This window comes from Streptomyces sp. AP-93 (assembly GCF_022808175.1).
Taxonomy (GTDB): Bacteria; Actinomycetota; Actinomycetes; order Streptomycetales; family Streptomycetaceae; genus Streptomyces.
The window spans coordinates 139,701-157,263 of sequence record NZ_JALGBX010000006.1 but is presented as its reverse complement, the minus strand read 5'-3'; the positions used below and the strand labels follow the sequence as shown (position 1 = coordinate 157,263).

Annotated in this window: 10 protein-coding genes; 4 read left to right on the top strand and 6 right to left on the bottom strand. The window is 74.1% G+C overall.

Annotated elements, in window-relative coordinates:
* Window positions 1–14: 14 nt before the first annotated feature.
* The 5 genes from MTF69_RS12330 to MTF69_RS12305 form a co-directional block, all read right to left on the bottom strand.
* Entirely contained in the window at window positions 15–1,643 is a 1,629-nt protein-coding gene (locus MTF69_RS12330; RefSeq protein ID WP_243333450.1) for a succinic semialdehyde dehydrogenase, read from the bottom strand.
* 128 nt (window positions 1,644–1,771) lie between these two features.
* Window positions 1,772–3,505, bottom strand: coding sequence for a serine/threonine-protein kinase (locus tag MTF69_RS12325; RefSeq protein ID WP_243333449.1), 1,734 nt, complete (start codon window positions 3,503–3,505; stop codon window positions 1,772–1,774).
* A 117-nt stretch (window positions 3,506–3,622) separates the two neighbouring features.
* Window positions 3,623–7,036 (bottom strand): hypothetical protein, encoded by a 3,414-nt coding sequence (locus MTF69_RS42865; protein WP_308401393.1) that lies wholly within the window; start codon window positions 7,034–7,036, stop codon window positions 3,623–3,625.
* Window positions 7,037–7,153: 117 nt separating this feature from the next.
* Window positions 7,154–9,724 (bottom strand): serine/threonine-protein kinase, encoded by a 2,571-nt coding sequence (locus MTF69_RS12310; RefSeq protein ID WP_374322852.1) that lies wholly within the window; start codon window positions 9,722–9,724, stop codon window positions 7,154–7,156.
* Window positions 9,725–9,873: 149 nt separating this feature from the next.
* Window positions 9,874–11,604 carry a glycerol-3-phosphate dehydrogenase/oxidase gene (locus tag MTF69_RS12305; protein WP_243333833.1) on the bottom strand — a complete coding sequence of 577 codons (1,731 nt, stop codon included), beginning with the start codon at window positions 11,602–11,604 and terminating at the stop codon, window positions 9,874–9,876.
* Window positions 11,605–11,967: 363 nt separating this feature from the next.
* Between MTF69_RS12305 and MTF69_RS12300 the strand changes: the two genes are divergently transcribed.
* The 4 genes from MTF69_RS12300 (at window position 11,968) to MTF69_RS12285 (ending at window position 16,292) form a co-directional block, all read left to right on the top strand.
* Window positions 11,968–13,197, top strand: a complete 1,230-nt coding sequence (locus tag MTF69_RS12300) for a nucleotide sugar dehydrogenase (RefSeq protein WP_243333440.1) — start codon at window positions 11,968–11,970, stop codon at window positions 13,195–13,197.
* A gap of 401 nt (window positions 13,198–13,598) precedes the next feature.
* Window positions 13,599–13,859, top strand: coding sequence for a hypothetical protein (locus MTF69_RS12295; protein ID WP_243333439.1), 261 nt, complete (start codon window positions 13,599–13,601; stop codon window positions 13,857–13,859).
* Window positions 13,860–14,124: 265 nt separating this feature from the next.
* Entirely contained in the window at window positions 14,125–14,526 is a 402-nt protein-coding gene (locus MTF69_RS12290) for a hypothetical protein (protein WP_243333438.1), read from the top strand.
* Window positions 14,523–16,292, top strand: coding sequence for a pitrilysin family protein (locus tag MTF69_RS12285; RefSeq protein ID WP_243333437.1), 1,770 nt, complete (start codon window positions 14,523–14,525; stop codon window positions 16,290–16,292). The genes MTF69_RS12290 and MTF69_RS12285 overlap by 4 nt, the downstream gene beginning before the upstream one ends.
* A gap of 99 nt (window positions 16,293–16,391) precedes the next feature.
* Here the strand turns inward: MTF69_RS12285 and MTF69_RS12280 are convergent, their stop codons facing one another.
* Entirely contained in the window at window positions 16,392–17,516 is a 1,125-nt protein-coding gene (locus MTF69_RS12280; protein ID WP_243333436.1) for a GuaB3 family IMP dehydrogenase-related protein, read from the bottom strand.
* Window positions 17,517–17,563 lie beyond the last annotated feature (47 nt).

The window sequence follows — 17,563 nt, the reverse complement described above, 5'->3', positions numbered from 1 at the left end:
ACTGACGGAACGGACTAGCGGAGCCGGAACGCCTTCATGACCTTGAGGCTGCGCGTCATGAACGCCGCGTACTTCTCGTCGTCCATCCCGAACGACGGCGCCATCGGCAGCAGCCGCTGGTGGGCGACGGTCTGGGCCTCGGTGTACTTGAGGATGCCCTCGGAGCCGTGGCGGCGGCCGAGGCCGGATTCCTTCATGCCGCCCATGGGCGCCTGGGCGCTGCCGTAGGCCGGGGCGTAGCCCTCGTTGATGTTGACGGTGCCGGTGCGCAGGCGGGCCGAGACGGCGTGGCCGCGGCGGGCGTCCTTCGTCCACACGCTGGAGTTCAGGCCGTAGGGGGTGCCGTTGGCCTCCTCGATGACCTCGTCCTCGTCGGTGAAGCGGTAGATGGAGACGACCGGGCCGAAGGTCTCCTCCCCGCACACCGCCATCGCGGTCTCGACGCCGTCGAGGATGGTCGGCTCGTAGAAGAGCGGGCCGATGTCGGGGCGGGCGACGCCGCCGGCGACGAGGGTGGCGCCCTTGGCCACGGCGTCGTCCACGTGCTTCTGTACGGCCGCCAGCTGGCGTTCGCCGGCCAGGGAGCCCATGTCCGCGCCGTAGGCGAGGGAGGAGCCGAGGCGCATGGCCTTCGTACGGGCGGCGAACCGGGCGACGAACTCGTCCGCGATCGAGGCGTGGACGTACAGCCGCTCGATGGAGATGCAGAGCTGGCCCGCGGAGGAGAAGCAGGCGCGGACGGCGCCGGCGGCGGCCTTCTCCACGTCGGCGTCGCGCAGGACGAGCATGGCGTTCTTGCCGCCGAGTTCGAGGGAGACCCCGACCAGGCGGGCGGCCGCGCCCTGGGCCACCTCGCGGCCGGTACGCGTGGAGCCGGTGAACGAAACGTAGTCGGCGTGGCGGACCACCTCGGGGCCGACGACCGGGCCTTCGCCGAGCACGATCTGGAACACCTCGGCCGGCAGGCCCGCCTCGATCATCAGGTCGCGGGCCCACAGGGCGGTGAGCGCGGTCTCGGTGTCGGGCTTCATCACGACGGCGTTGCCCGCGACGAAGGCGGGCAGGGCGTCGCCGATGGACAGTTCGAGGGGGTAGTTCCAGGGGGCGATCTGGCCGATGACCCCGCGCGGCTGGCGCAGCTCGGTGACCTTGGTGAGGGTGGGCATGGCGCCCGTGTGGCCCTTGGGGCGCAGGTACGAGGGCGCCTTGCGGCCGTAGTGCCGGGCGGAGATCGAGACGGCCTGCACCTCCTCGTGGGCGTGCAGGCGGGCCTTGCCGGTCTCCAGCTGGATCAGGTCGAGCACCTCGGCCTGCCGGGCCAGGACCAGGTCGTGGAAGCGCAGCAGTACGGCGGCGCGGGCGCGGACGGGCACGGCGGCCCAGGCGGGCTGCGCGGCGCGGGCCGCGGCGAAGGCGGCCGCCACGTCGTCGGGGGTGGCTTCGGGGAGCTCCGCCAGCCGGTCCCCGGTGAAGGGGCTGTGGTTGGCGGTGCGGCCGGAGCCGGCCACTCCGCGGGTCAGCCGGGCGACCAGTTCGGGGGTCACCACGTCGGCGGCGCTCCGGGCGCCGGCCGGGGCGGGGGCGACCGGATTGGTGGGCTGCGGGGCGCTGCGGAGGGGGGCCGGGGCCTGCGTGTCCGTCATGGCCGTGAGCGTATTGCGCCCGGGGGTGCTTTGGGTACCCGCCGGTAACCGGATTTTGCCATTTCTGCCAGTGATCACTGGCGGGATGGCGGAATCCGGGGGTGCCGGGACCCGCCGGGGGGCGGGCCTCAGAGGGCCGGGGCCGGCTGCCAGCCGCTGAGCACGATGCCGAACTGTGACCGGGTGGTGTCCCAGTCCGCGACCGGACCCGACATGTACACCGCGTACTCGGTGCCGTCCGGCGCGTAGTACATCTGCTCGATGGCCTTCCGCGGCCCGGCGAAGGCCCCTGCCTTCTCCGTCCAGACGAACTCCCACAGGGCGGCCTTGACCTGGCCCCGGAAGGTGTTCGGGTGCAGGATCAGGCGCACGTAGTCGGAGCGCATTTGGACCTGCTTCTCCAGGTCCAGCAGGTGCGCGTACGGGTCCTTGAACGGCGGCTTGCGGTCCATCGCGATCCGGATGAAGTGCTTGCCTCCGTCTCCGGTGTAGTCGATCTGCGACCCGTCCTCCCGGCGCTTCCAGCCGTCCGGGACGAAGAGGGAGAAGCCCTCCTTGTCGACCACCTTCCGCCAGCCCGCCGGCGGAGCCTCCTCCGCCTGTCCCTTGGCGTCCCCGGCGCCGGACGAAGCGCCGGAGGAGGCGCCGGACGATGCACCCGCCGAGGCGCCGGCCGTCCGGCCCGGGATCCCCCCGTCCGTGTCCGAGTCGCTCGTGTACTTCAGGATCCCGAACACCCCGCCGCCGCCGAGCAGCGCCGCCACCACGGCGACGACCGCCGCGCGCCCGATCCGGCCGGGGGCTCCGGCGTCCCGGCGACCCGGCCCGGCGGGGCCGGGCTGCCCGCCCGGTCCGGCCTCGGACCTGGCGACGAATGCCGGCTCCGGTTCCGGAGCCCGGCCCTGCTCCGACCCCGGCCCCTGACCCCCCTCGGCGGGCAGCGCGGCCGTGTCCGCCGGCTCGTTCCGGGCGGCGCCCAGCTCCTCGGAGCCCATCGCGCGCGTGGGTACGTACGCCTGCGCCGACTTCGGCTCCCGGCCCTCCATCGCCTGCAGCAGCATCTGCTCGGTCTCGTCGGCAGACGGCCGGTGCGCCGGGTCCTTGCGCAGCAGCGCCGTGATGACCGGGGCCAGCGCGCCCGCGTGGGCCGGCGCGGGCGGCTCCTCGTTCACCACGGCCTGGAGGCTGGAGATGGGCGAGGTGCGGCGGAACGGCGAGCGCGCCTCGACGGCCGTGTACAGCGTCGCGCCGAGCGACCACAGGTCGGAGGCCGGATCGGGGGACCCGCCGGTAACCCGTTCGGGGGCCAGGTAGTCGATGGACCCGACGAGTTCACCGGTGCGCGTGATGGAGGAGTCGCCCTCGATCGCGGCGATGCCGAAGTCGGCGAGCATCACCCGCCCGTCCTTGGCGAGCATCACATTGCCCGGCTTCACGTCCCGGTGCAGTACGCCGACCGCGTGCGCGGCGCGCAGCGCGCCGAGCACGTGCAGCCCGATCCGGGCCGCCTCGCGGGGTTCGATCCGGCCGGCCGTCTTCGCCGCGTCCGCGAGGGAGGGGCCGTCGATGTACTCCATGACGATCCAGGGCCGGTCGTCGTGTTCCAGCACGTCGTGCACGGTGACGACCGCCGGATGCTGGATCCGGGCCGCGGCCCGGGCCTCCTTCTGCGTCCGGGCGTGCAGGACGTCCCGGTCCGCCTGAGCGACGTACAGGCCGGCCGTCAGTTCCTTGACGGCGACCGTCCTGTGCAGCAGCTCGTCATGGGCGCGCCACACCTTGCCCATGCCGCCCCTGCCGATGGGCTCGACGAGCCGGTACCGGCCCGCGAGCACCGCACCCGCACCTGTCTGCTGTTCCACGAATCCCCGCCGCCGCTCTGTGCACTTCCGGTCAGACTACGGAGATCGCGGGCGGCGGCGGAACCACTCGGAGGCGGTTGGGCCGCACTGTGACGCAATCGCCGTACTGATACCTCGTCAGCCGCCGCTCTTGTAGCTGGCCGTCGCCTGCTCGAAGGTCTCGGTGACCTTGCCCTCCTGGTCCTGCGGGCCGGTCACCATGACCACGTGGTAGGAACCTCCGAGCGCGACGACGAAGTTGCGGGCCACGACGGAACGGCCGTTGCCGTCGATCCAGGTGTACCGGCCGGTGACGCGGAGCTGGTTGCCGACCTTGGTGGACTTGATGTCGCTGACGCTGGACCAGGTGGAGGAGCGGTACGGAGCCAGTTCGGGCTCCTTGTCCTTCTGGTAGGTGGCCGGGTCGGGGTTGCCCTCGACCTTGTCCCGGCCGGGGACGACGGTCAGGACGAAGTCCCCCTCCGTGTAGCGGACCTGACCGGACTCGTTCATTCCGCGGCGCTCCCAGCCGTTCGGGACGTTGATCGAGAAGTGCTCGGCGTCCTGCTGGGTGGTGTACCCGGACGGAGCGGGGGCGTTGGTCTGCGGGGCGGGCCTGGACTCGGGCGGGTTCGCGGAAGGGCTCGGCGCCTGGCCGGACCCGCTCGGCTTCGGGCCAGGGCTCTGGCCCGGGCTGCGGCCGGGGCTCTGCGACTGGCTCGCGGCGGGCGGCCTCATCCCGGCGGCCTTCTGCCCGCCGCCCTGCGGATCGGCGGCCCGGGGCATGAAGACCAGGGCGTAGGCCACCGCTCCCGAGAGCAGGACGAGGATCCCGAGCAACAGGGAACGCCCCAGCGAGCGCGGCTTGCGGGGGTGTTCGGCGCTGCGGTGCCGGCCGTGCAGGTCGGCTCGCCGCCGTACGACGGGCAGCCTCGCCGGGTCCTCCACCACCGGCGGCAGCATGGCGAAGCCGCCCTCGGGCTCCGGGGCGGACCGCACGAGGGAGCGCAGCCAGCCGCGGAGCTCCTCGAAGTCGGGGCGCTCGGTCGGGTCCTGGCGCAGCAGGGACTCCACGATGGGGCGCAGCGGGCCGCACTCCTCGGCGAAGGCGGGGGGCTCGGCGCAGACCATCTCCACGAGCTCGGCGACGCTGTCCTCGGGGTACGGGGCATGGCCCTGCACGGCCCGGTACAGCAGCGCGCCGAGCCCCCAGAGGTCGGTGGCCGGCCCCACCGGCGCGGCCAGCTGCCACGGCCCGTGCACGGCCTGCGCCTGCTCGGGAGCCCACCGCTCGGTAACGGCCCCGACCACGGCCATCCGCGTCTGCCGCGCCCGCTCGGCATCAAGCCCGCTCCGCGGCCCGCTCCCCCACCCGGCAGCACCACCGCCGCGGCGGGACGCCCCGTAACCGCCGCCCCCGGAAGCCGCCGCGTACCCGGCACCTGACTGCGGACCGCTCTGGCCGTAGCCGTCGGCCCCGGGAACCGTCGGGTACCCGGCACCCGACTGCGGACCGCCCTGACCGTAGCCGTCGGCCCCGGAAGCCGCCGCGTATCCGGCACCGGCCTGCCGATCTGCCTGCGGGCCGCTCTGGCCAGGCCCTCGCGCCCCCGAAGCCGCCGCGTACCCGGCACCCGACTGCGGACCGCCCTGACCGTAGCCGTCGGCCCCGGGAGCCGCCGCGTATCCGGCACTGCTCTGTGGGCCGCCCTGTTCGGGGCCCGGCTGGTCCAACCGGCCCGGCCCGAGTTGGGGCTGCCGGCCGTAGCCGGCGCCGTCCCGCGCGACCGGCTGACCGACGCCTGCCTGATCCGGGTGGGCCGAGACCGGCGGGGGCTGCTGCCCGTAGCCGGGCTCGTACCCCGGCCCGGGGACCGCCCGGTGCTCCGCGCCGTCCTGGGGATGCGTCTGTGCCCGGCCGCCCGGCGCCGTCGGCTGCCCGGGGCCCTGGCCGTCGCCGGAGGCCCGGGGCGTGACACCGCCCGGGGTGTCCGCCTGCTGGTAGCCCTGCGGAAGGGCGAGTTGCGCCGGCAGGGCGGCGCGGGCCGGCGGCTCCGCTTCGGCGGGGGGCAGGGCCTGGCGGCGCGGGGTGGCTCCGTGCCAGGTCGCGCCGCTGTCCGGGCCGCCGTACGGGTACGAGTACCCCTGCGGCAGCTTCGACCCCTCCGGCCTCGGCTCCGCCTCCTGCTCCGGCGCGGGCTCCGCCCCGGCCTTGCGCTGCTCGGTGATCCGCGCGGCGGCCTGGGCCCCGGCCCGGTACGCGGCGATGGCCCCGGCCCGCGCGGCGGCCTTCAGATCGGGCCGTTCCCCGCCGGCGCCCGGGGCACCGGGGGCACCCGGGGCACCGGAAGCGGCAGTGGCGCCGGAGGCACCCGGAGAGCCGGGGATGCCGGCGGCACCCGGAGCGCCGGGGAGGCCGGAAGTGCCGGACGCATCGGGACCGTTCGCGGTGCCGGGGCTTATGTGGTCCCGGTAGCGCGGCCCGGTGTCGTACCCCGGAGCAACGAGCGGCGCGTACTCCGCCGCGTTCCCGCCCCCCTGGACGGGCGCACCCCCACCGGCCCAGCCGTCCTGGCGGGAACCCTCCGCGAGCCCGCCCCCGTACGTGTCGTCGTACCTGTCGCCGAGCTCCCCGCCCTGCTGTCCGCCGACCGGCCCCCCGCCGGGCCCGGTGCCCTGCCCGGCCCCCTGGCCGTACCCGGCATCCACCGCCGACCCACCCCAGGACCCCCCGGGTGCACCACCGCCGTACCCCGAGCCCACCCCAGGCCCGGCCAATGCACCACCGCCGTACCCCGCACCCACCCCAGGCCCGGCCAAAGCACCACCGCCGTACCCCGAGCCCACCCCAGGCCCGGCCAGGGCACTCGCCGGGCGGCCCGCCGCGAACCCCGCGCCATCACCCTGTCCGCCGCCCGGTTCACCGCCCGGCCAGGGCCCTACGGAGTAGTCGCCCGTACCGTCCTGCGGGGGGACCGGGTCGTACCCGCACAGGGCGTCCTCCGCCGCCCCCGCCGCGAGCCCCGTCAGGACGACCCGCCCGTCCTCGCAGATCAGTACGGTCCGCATGGTGATGTTCCGGTGCGTCCACCCGTGCGCGTGCAGCACCCGCAGGGCGGTCAGTACGTCCGCCGCCACCTCCGCCGCCCGGTACGGGCTCAGCGGTTCGTCGGCGATCAGCGCCGCCAGCGGTCTGGCCGGGACGAGCTCGCTCACTATCCACAGCGACCCGCCCTCCGCGAAGACGTCGAAGACCTGGTCCAGCCGCGGATGGTCCGGCACGGACGCCGCCGCCTGCGCCGCCTCGATCGCCCTGCGCACGGCGGGCAGTTCACCGTGCGGTACGCGCCGGCCCCCCGCGTCGGGGGGACCGCCCCGCGTGCCGTCCAGCAGCTCCGCGTCGACGAGCTCCGGCAAGGGGACCTGCCGTACGAGGACTTCCTGCCCGCTGCGCGTGTCGAAGGCGCGGGTCTCGATCAGTTCGTAGGCGTCCGACGGCGGCAGCGGCAGACGGTAGCGCTCGGCCAGGATCCGGCCCGCGTAGTCCTCCACATCGCCTCCCCCGAGAGCTGCGGGCCCGTCCCCCAGGCCCCGTTGACACGATACGACGCCCAAGGCGCCCGCGTCCCGGCCCTGGCGAGGCTGACCCGAGCCCGCTCGGGGCGTGAATCAGCCCCGTGGCTGGAAGGTGTCGAACGCCGTGGTGCGCAGCTGCGTGCACTCCGCCGCGTCCCACTGGTCGGCGAGGCAGGTGATCATGATGGCGTAGCCGTGCTTCGAGTCGATCCTGAAGCCGCGGTCGAGCACCCGGACCCGTACGCCCTTCTGGTCCCGCTCGAACTCCCAGTCCGCGACCGTCGGGTACCCGCGGTACTCGACCGCTTCGAGGCGCAGCAGCTTGTAGTTGCTGCTGCTGCTCGCCACGCCCGGGGCCAGCGCCAGCCAGGCGGCGCGCGCGTCGTCCTTCGGCGAGCTGTTGAAGTCGATCTGAATGCGCGGGAAACCGCCGTCGCGGCTGTAGATGACGCCGTCGTTCTTCCCTATCACGCCGGTCTGCTTGAAGCCCTCGGGCATGACCATCGCGAAATGGAACCCGGGGTCGTCGACCTGGACGTACCCGGGCGGGATCCCGGGCAGCGCTCCCCCGGGCGTGGCTCCCTGGCCCTGGCCCGGGTTGGTCCCGGAGCCCGGCGACTGGCCCGGGTCCGGCGAACCGGCGGCCGAGCCGGACGGCTCGCCGGACTTCGGCGAGGGCGGGGGCGAGGGCGCGGACGAAGCCGGGGGCGACGGCGAGGTGCCGGCCACGGGGCTCGAAGCGGCTGCGGAACTGCCGCCCTTGCCGTCCTTCGGGGAACCACCCTTCGCGTCATCGCCGCTGACGGCGTACGCGATGACCGAGCCGATGACGGCGAGCGCCACGACCACACCGGCTATCGCGAGCGCGATGGTGCGGCGCGGCACGACGTCGGTGAGCGGGGCCGCGACGGGCGCCGGGCGCGGCGACGGGGACTCTGCGGCGGTCGCGGTCGTGGCCGTAGCCGTAGCCGTAGCGGCGGCCGCGGCACTGGCGGCCGCGGCCTTGCGGGCCGACTTCAACGCCGCGCGGGCGCGCTCCCGCTGCTCGCGCTCACGACGCTCGCGCTCCTTCTTCTCCGCCTTCTCGGCGACCTTGGCCGCCTTGTCGGCCGCCGCCTTCTCGGCGGCGTCCCGGGCCTCGGCCAGCGAGATCTGCCGGGTCTCCTCGACGTCCGGGGCGGCTACGGGAGCCGGCGGCTCGGGCGCTTCGATCACGGCGGTGAGCAGCGCCCGCGCGCGGTCGTCGTCGAGCCGGTGGGCGGGGTCCTTGACGAGGAGGCCGTAGATGACCTCGGTCAGCGGGCCGGCGTTCTTCGGCGGTTCGACGGGCTCGGTCATCACGGCGGTGAGCGTCGCGAGCGCCGACCCCTTGTCGTACGGGGGCACCCCCTCGACCGCGGCGTACAGCAGGCCGCCGAGCGACCACATGTCCGCGGGCGGGCCGGGCCGCTGGCCGCGGGCCCGCTCGGGCGAGATGTACGAGGGCGCGCCGACGAGCATGCCGGTGGAGGTGACGGAGGGGTCCCCCTCGACCTGGGCGATGCCGAAGTCGGTGAGGACCACGCGGCCGTTGCCGCGGTCGGCGAGGAGCACGTTGGAGGGCTTCACGTCCCGGTGCAGGATGCCCTGGCGGTGGGCGGCACGGAGTACGTCGAGCACGGCGAGGCCGACTTCCGCCGCGCGGCGGGGAGTCAGCGGGCCGCTCTCGCGGATGAACTCCGCGAGCGAGGGGCCCTCGATGAGCTCCATGACGATCCACGGCCGGCCGTCTTCGTCGACGACGTCGTAGACGGTGACCGCGCCGCCGCTGCGGATCCGGGCGATGGCCTTCGCCTCGCGGAGGGTGCGGGTGATCAGGCGGCGCTTCTCGTCCTCGTCGACGCCGCTGCCGAAGCGGAGTTCCTTGACGGCGACGGTCCGGCCGAGGGTCTCGTCCTGGGCGCGCCAGACGGTGCCCATGCCGCCCTTGCCGAGGATGTCACTGAGCCGGTACCGGCCCGCGAGCAGCCGGCCCTCGTCCTGAGCGCCCGCTCCCGCCTTGGCGGCGGCGGCCTTGACGGCGGCGGCCACCTCGTCTGCCTTGCTCACCGCGACGGGCTTCGCGTCCTCGCCCCCACCATCCGCCCGCACGACGGCAGCCTTCCGCAACTCCGCCTTCCCCCCGACAGGCTTCGCATCCTCGGCCTCGGCCTTCTTCCCGACAGGCTTCGCATCCTCGGGCTCCGCCTTCACCCCGACAGGCTTCGCACCATCGGACCCGGCGCCCGCACCCGCAGGCTTCGCATCCTCGGGGTCAGCCCCATCGGCAGCCTTGGCCGCAGCCGGCTTCCGCGGCTCCGGCTCCGTGGCGGAAGCCGCGGGCTTCGCGTCCTCCGGGCCGGCCGCCCCCGCAGCGGCCTCAGCGGCCCCGGCTTCGGCAGGAGCGGCTTCGGCAGGGTCGGCGTAGGCGTCCGCAGGGGCGGCGGCCGAAGCGCCGCCGGTCTTCGCGGCCCCGGCCTTCGCGGCCCCCGCCTCAGCGGCCTTCGCGGCCACGGCACGCTTCGCGGCTCCCGCCGCAGGCGTCTCGGCGGGAGACTTCGGGTCCGTCGGGGGTGTCGCCGGAGGCACCGGCGATCCCGTCCCGACAGACGGCTCCGGCGACTCGGTGTGCTCCGGCTTCGACATGCGTCCCCTCTGCGTTCGTGCCGCCTGCTCCGGTTGCCCTGGCAGCGGCCGGGGTGCCCGGTAACCCGCCCCGGCAGAACCCTCATTGTCCCTTACTCCGCAACGGACGGGAGCCCCGGGTCCGCGGTTCCGCCCGCAAGGTCGCGGAGTTACAACGGGACGATGTCCGGCGCCCCCAGCCTCGCCGCGTCCGCCGTCTGATCGTCCGGCTGGCGCTGCGATTCCCGTTCCGCCTGCACCCTCTTCTCGTAGTGCTCCACCTCCTTCTCGATCTGCTGCTCGTCCCATCCCAGAACCGGAGCCATCAACTCCGCGCACTCGCGCGCCGATCGCGTCCCCCGGTCGAAGGTCTCGATCGAGATCCGCGTCCGCCTGGTCAGCACGTCGTCCAGGTGCCGCGCCCCCTCGTGCGAGGCCGCGTAGACCACCTCGGCGCGGAGGTAGTCGTCGGCGCCCGTCAGCGGCTCCCCGAGGGAGGGGTCTGCCGCGATCAGTGCCAGCAGTTCCTCCGTCAGCGAGCCGTACCGGTTCAAGAGGTGCTCCACCCGCACCACATGGAGCCCCGTCCGCGCGGCGATCCGCGCCCGGCCGTTCCACAGGGCCCGGTACCCCTCGGCCCCGACCAGCGGCACGTCCTCCGTCACGCACGGCGCGACCCGCTGGTCCAGCCCGTGCACCGCCTCGTCCACCGCGTCCTTGGCCATCACCCGGTACGTCGTGTACTTGCCGCCCGCGACCACCACCAGCCCCGGCACCGGATGCGCCACCGTGTGCTCGCGCGAGAGCTTGCTCGTCGCGTCCGACTCCCCGGCCAGCAGCGGCCGCAGGCCGGCGTAGACCCCCTGGACGTCGTCCCGGGTGAGCGGGACCGCCAGCACCGAGTTCACGTGCTCCAGCAGGTAGTCGATGTCCGCGCTCGACGCCGCCGGGTGCGCCTTGTCCAGGTCCCAGTCGGTGTCCGTGGTGCCCACGATCCAGTGCCGGCCCCACGGGATGACGAAGAGCACCGACTTCTCGGTCCGCAGGATCAGCCCGGTCGAGGAGTGGATCCGGTCCTTGGGAACGACGAGGTGGATGCCCTTCGAAGCCCGCACGTGGAACTGCCCGCGCTCCCCGATCAGTGCCTGGGTGTCGTCCGTCCACACCCCCGTGGCGTTCACGATCTGCTTCGCCCGGATCTCGTACTCCCCGCCGCCCTCCACGTCCCGCACCCGCGCGCCGACGACCCGCTCGCCCTCCCGGAGGAAGCCGATGACCCTGGCCCGGTTGGCGCACTGCGCCCCGTACGCGGCGGCCGTCCGGACCAGGGTCGCCACGTAACGGGCGTCGTCCATCTGGGCGTCGTAGTACTGCAGGGCGCCCACCAGCGCGTCCTTGCGCAGCGCCGGCGCGATCCGCAGGGCGCGCTTGCGGGAGAGGTGGCGGTGCGTCGGCAGCCCGCGCCCGTGGCCGCTGGAGAGCGACATGGCGTCGTACAGCGCGACGCCCGAACCGGCATAGAACCGCTCCCACCCCTTGTGCTGCAACGGGTAGAGGAACGGCACCGGCTTCACCAGGTGCGGGGCGAGCCGCCCCAGCAGCAGGCCGCGCTCCTTGAGCGCCTCCCGCACGAGGGCGAAGTCGAGCATCTCCAGGTATCTGAGCCCTCCGTGGATGAGCTTGCTGGAACGGCTGGAGGTGCCCGAAGCCCAGTCCCTCGCCTCCACCAGCCCGGTCGCCAGGCCTCTGGTCACGGCGTCGAGGGCGGTACCGGCGCCCACCACACCGGCCCCGACCACCAGCACGTCCAGCTCCCGCTCGGCCATCCCGGCGAGCGCCTCGGCTCGCTGCACGGGCCCCAGCGAGGCCCGCCCACCACCTCCCCCCGTACCCACCCCCATCCCGGCGCCCGCCGCTGCGCCCACCCCTGCGCCTACCCCTGCCCCGGCCCCTGCCCCTGCCCCTGCCCCAGTCCCAGTCCTCACGGCTGCCTGCCTCCCGTTGACGCGGGTCGCCCCGTCCGCCCTATGCGGTCATCCCACCGGTTATGGGTGATCCCGCTCACATCGCCCGTTCATGATTCTGACCGCCCGCATCCACATCAGCCACCGCCTGTGGATAACACGGAGGCGACCAAGACCCCTGAATACGACATATCTGTCATATATACGCCTAGTCTGACATTGCGCCAGCTTTCCTCCTCCACAGGACTTGCGCGCTCCGCCCCCTCATGCATGTCAGGGAAGGGAAGGGACGGCACCCCCATGCCCGCAGATCTCGCCGTCATCGGACTCGGCCATCTCGGCCTCCCGCTCGCCCAGGCAGCCGTGGCCGCCGGGATCGAGACGGTCGGCTACGACAGCGGTCCGGCGACGGACTCCACCCTCACCGCCGCCGAGATCCGCCGCATGTCGGCGGCCGGCTTCCGGGTCACCACCAACCCCGCCGAACTGGGCCGGGTCCGCACGGCCGTCATCTGCGCCCCCACCCAGCTCGGCGCCGACCGCGCACTCGACCTGTCCGCGGTCGGCGAGGCGGGCCGCACGCTCGCCGCCCGGCTGCGCCCGCACACCACCGTCATCCTCGAATCGGCGGCCCACCCGGGCGTCACCGAGGAGTACCTGCGCCCGATCCTCGAATCGGGCTCCCGCCTGCGCGCCGGCCGGGACTTCCACCTGGCCTACTCCCCAAGCCGCCTCGACCCCGGCAACCGCACGCACGGCATCTCCAACACCCCCAAGGTCATCGGCGGCCTCACCCCCGCCTGCACCGAGTCCGCGCACGCCTTCTACGCCCGCCTCACCGAGAAGGTGGTCCGCGCCCGCGGCCTGCGCGAGGCCGAGACGGTCCAGCTCCTCGAAACGAACTACCGGCACGTCAACATCGCCCTCATGAACGAGATGGCCGTGCTCTGCCACGACCTCGGCGTGGACCTGTGGGACGTCATCCGCTGCGCCGAGACCAAGCCGTACGGGTTCCAGGCCTTCCGCCCCGGCCCCGGAGTCGGCGGCCACGGCGTCCCCCTCGACCCCAACTACCTCCCCCACACCACCCGCACCCCGGGCCACCCCCTGCGCATGGTCGGCCTGGCGCAGGAGATCAACGACCGGATGCCGCAGTACGTCATCCAGCGCAGCGCAACCCTGCTCAACGAGCACGGCAAGTCCGCGCGCGGCGCCCGCGTCCTCCTCCTGGGCGTCACCTACAAGCCGGACCTCGCCGACCAGGAGGGCTCCCCGGCGCGCGAGATCGCCAGCCGCCTCCTCGACCTCGGTGCACTGATCAGCTACCACGACCCGTACATCGCCGGATGGCGCGTCAGGGACCAGCCCGTCCCCCGCGCCGAATCGCTGTACGAGGCCGCCGCCAACGCCGATCTGACGATCCTGCTCCAGCACCACCGCACCTACGACCTGCAAGGCCTGGCGGTGAAGGCCCAGTTGCTGCTGGACACCCGCGGCGCCAGCCCGGCGGGCGCCGCACACCGCCTCTAGGCCGTGCACGGCCTGCCCGGCCGAAACCCCTGCACAGATGTCACACGCTGCTGCTAAGACTTGACCCGTCATGCCCGTGGGGATGACGGATTGCAGCCGGGGCGGTTCCTGGGCTGTCCGGCGTGGTCGCCCGGGGGCGGCTCATCCGGGGTCGCTCAGGGCGCTGGTCCGGCATTCGGGGAGCAGAGGCACAGCTCAAACGCTGTGCTGCCGCGCGGTCAGTACCGGCAAGCCGGGGACGGACACGGTGCGGTTGACTCCCACAGGGCGTCTTCTCGACCTATCCCTTACGGGACTTGGCGATCCTAGCGGAACTACGGAACGCCTCTTAGCTTGTTCCTTAACTTTCGTCTGTCTTTGGCTGGTGCTCAGCCGCCTCGTGAGTCGCGAGCTTCTTGAGCGTGCCCACGAAGGCGGGACCACAGCCGAGCGGCAGGCGTTCCACGACCATCGCGATGGCCTGTTGGGGTGTATCCGCCAGCCAGCTCCTCGGCATCGCCATGATCGGTGCGGACGAGCTCGGCGTGAGCACCCTCGACGTGCTCAACCTCGGCACCTCCCTGCTCGTCGACGCCTGGAAGGAAACCTCGGGCCCGATGACGTACCTCTTCCTCGCCCTCGGCGGTTCCACCGCCTTCCAGTCGGCCCGCAAGGCCGCCTGAACCTCGGCTCCGCACCAGGACCGGCCCCGGACTCCGGGGCCGACTTCGGCTGAGGCGGTCCACGGCTCTCCACCACGGCAGCCGAGCCCGGAGCACCGGGCCGGCCTGCCGCCAGGGCCGCACGGCGAGTCCACCACGCACCGCACCGCATCGGGCAGCCCGCCGATTCCACCTCCCGCACCCCTCCCGACCAGCCGCTCCCATGATCGGGAGACCGGGCCGAAATCCCTGTCGCCCACGCGACCGCCGGTCATATGATCCGCGCGTGTCCGCTCACCCCCCGCTCGGCCGGCCCCTGTACGAGCCCGCCGACCGCATCCCCGCGCTCGCCGACCTGCGCGCCCCCGTCCACCGCCAGGACCGGGACGCCGTCGCCGCGGCCCTCGCCGCGGCCTTCGCCGCACTCGGCGACGAGGACGACCGGGCCGCCTCCTCTCGTGTCGTCGGCGAACAGCACAACGCCGGGCCGTTCCTCAACGAGGCCATGGCGCAGGACCCCGGGGATCCGCTCGTACGGAGCCTGCTCGCCGGGCGGCTGATCCGGGTCGGCCGGGTCGGCCGGGTCGCCCGGGTCGCCCGGGTCGGCCGGGTCGGCCGGGACGTCCGTTCCGCCGCCCCGTGCGCCACCCCGGCACGCCGCCGCAACCACGGCCGAGGAGCCGCATGATCACCGAGACCACCGTCGACGGAGTCCCCGTGCTCCTCGCCCCCCGGCCCGGCCCGGTCACCGCCGGGCTGTTCTTCCGCGTCGGCCGCGCCGACGAGACCCTCGCCACCAGCGGCATCACCCGCCTCGTCCGGCGCCTCGCCCTGCACCGGCTCGGCCCGGGCGACCCGCCCGAGGACGGCGCCCCCGCGCCCTCCGCCACGTTCACCCGGTTCCAGGTCACCGGCACCCCCGCCGAAGTGGTGGCCCACCTGAACGGCGTCTGCGCCGCGCTGCGCGACCTCCCCCTCGAACGGCTGGAGACCCTGAAGGAGATCCTGCGCACCGAGCCCGCGGACCGCGCCGCCGACCGCCCTGCCGACCGTTCTGCCGACCGCGCCCCCGACCCCGCCGGACGCTGCGCCCAGTGGCGCTACGGCTCCCGCTCCTACGGCCTCACCGGCTACGACGAGGCCGGGCTCCCGCACCTCACCGCGGAGCAGGTGCGCGACTGGGCCCGTAGCCGGTTCACGGCCGGGAACGCCGTCCTGTGGATCACCGCGGGCGCCGTCCCCGAGGGCCTCGACCTCACCCTCCCCACCGGCGGCCGGCACCCCGCGCCCGAGGCCACCTCGGCCCTGCCCGCCCTGCCCGCCCGGTTCCGGGGCGGCGACGGCTCCGTCACCCTGACCTCCGTACTGCCGCGCTCCACCGCCGCGCGCCTGTTCACCGGCGTACTCGGCAGGGAGCTGCTGCGGGAACTGCGCCAGAACAGCGGGTACGCGTACGCCGCGACCGCCGAGTACGTCCCGCGCGACGCCGGCTCCGCGACCGTCGTCGCCCACGCCGAGGCGCTCCCGCAGCACCAGGACGCGATGGCCGGCGTCTTCGTGGACGTCCTGGCGAAGCTCCGCGCCGGCCGGATCGAGGAGTCCGCGCTGGACGCCGTACGGGCCTCCGCGCTCGCGCGGCTCGACACCCCCGGGCTCGCCGCGGCACGGCTCCCGGACCGGGCCACGGACCTGCTGCTGGGCCGCCCCCACCGCACCCCCGCCGAGGAGCGGGCCGAGATCGAGGCGGTCGGCGCGCAGGACCTGCACGAGGTCGCGCGCGCCCTGTGGGCCGGCGCCCTGGTGCGGGCGCCGCGCGGCAGCGTGGACGGGGCCGGGCTCGCGGCCGCGCCCACCGGGTCCACGGAGACCGTCTCCGGGCGGGAGTACCCGGCTTCGGACGATCCCGGCACGGTCCTCACCGTGGCCGCCGAGGGGGTCGGCCTGGTCAGCGCGGCAGGCCGGATCACCGTCCGCTACGCCGAGTGCTCCCTGATGCAGGCCTACCCGGACGGAGCCCGCCACCTGGTCGGCCACGACGGGTTCACGCTCACCGTCGAGCCGGCCCGGTTCGCGATCACCGCGGCCGAGCTGGCCCCCCTCGATGCGGGTGTCCCGCCCTCCGCGGTCGTCGCGATGCCGCCGCGCACTCCGGTCCGGGCCCCGCGCACCGCCCCGCAGACCCCGGCACCGCAGACGCCGGCACCGACCCCGGCCCCGGCCCCGGTGCCCGCCGCTCCGGCCGCCACCTGGTTCACCGTCCTGCTGTGGGTGCTGGGCCTGCCGGGGATGGTCATCGGCGCGTCCGTGCTCGTCCTCGGCCTCGTCATGGGCGACGAGCACGGGCAGATATCCCGGGACAACGCCTGGTTCCTGTTCAAGTGGCTGCTCGTCGCGGGCGCCGCCCTGATTCCCTGGGCCGTCTGTCTGAGGCTCCGGACCGCGGGAAGGAAGTAGCCGCGGCACCCCTGGACGCCTGAACCGGAGCCGGACACGCCGGAGGGCCGGCGCCCCACAAGGGGCGCCGGCCCTCCGGCGAACGTACGGCGAAGACCGTCAGCGGCTGTGCTGCGAGTCCGCGATGGTGACCTCGACCCGCTGGAACTCCTTGAGCTCGCTGTAGCCGGTGGTCGCCATCGAGCGGCGCAGCGCGCCGAAGATGTTCATCGAGCCGTCCGGGGAGTGCGACGGGCCGGTGAGGATCTCCTCGGTGGTGCCGACCGTGCCGAGGTCGACCTTCTTGCCGCGCGGCACGTCCTCGTGGACGGCCTCCATGCCCCAGTGGTTGCCCTTGCCGGGCGCGTCGGTGGCACGGGCCAGCGGGGAGCCCATCATCACGGCGTCGGCGCCGCAGGCGACGGCCTTCGGGATGTCGCCGGACCAGCCCACGCCGCCGTCGGCGATGACGTGCACGTAGCGGCCGCCGGACTCGTCCATGTAGTCGCGGCGGGCCGCCGCCACGTCGGCGACGGCGGTGGCCATCGGGACCTGGATGCCCAGCACGTTGCGCGTGGTGTGCGCGGCGCCGCCGCCGAAGCCGACCAGGACGCCGGCCGCGCCGGTGCGCATCAGGTGCAGGGCCGCGGTGTAGGTGGCGCAGCCGCCCACGATGACCGGGACGTCGAGCTCGTAGATGAACTGCTTGAGGTTCAGCGGTTCGGCGGCGCCGGAGACGTGCTCCGCCGACACGGTGGTGCCGCGGATCACGAAGATGTCCACGCCCGCGTCGACGACGGCCTTGGAGAACTCGGCCGTGCGCTGCGGGGAGAGCGCGGCGGCGGTGACGACGCCCGAGTCGCGCACCTCCTTGATCCGCTGACGGATCAGGTCCGCCTGGATCGGAGCGGAGTAGATCTCCTGGAGACGGCGGGTGGCGGACTCCTCGTCCAGCTCCGCGATCTCGTCGAGCAGCGGCTGCGGGTCCTCGTACCGGGTCCACAGGCCTTCGAGGTTCAGCACGCCGAGGCCGCCGAGCTCGCCGATGCGGATGGCGGTCTGCGGGGAGACGACCGAGTCCATGGGGGCGGCCAGGAACGGGAGCTCGAAGCGGTAGGCGTCGATCTGCCAGGCGATCGAGACCTCCTTCGGGTCCCGGGTACGGCGGCTGGGGACGATGGCGATGTCATCGAACGCGTACGCCCGGCGGCCGCGCTTGCCGCGCCCGATCTCGATCTCAGTCACGTGTGGTGGCCTTTCCTGTGGGTCTGCCCGTCCAGTATCCCCGAACC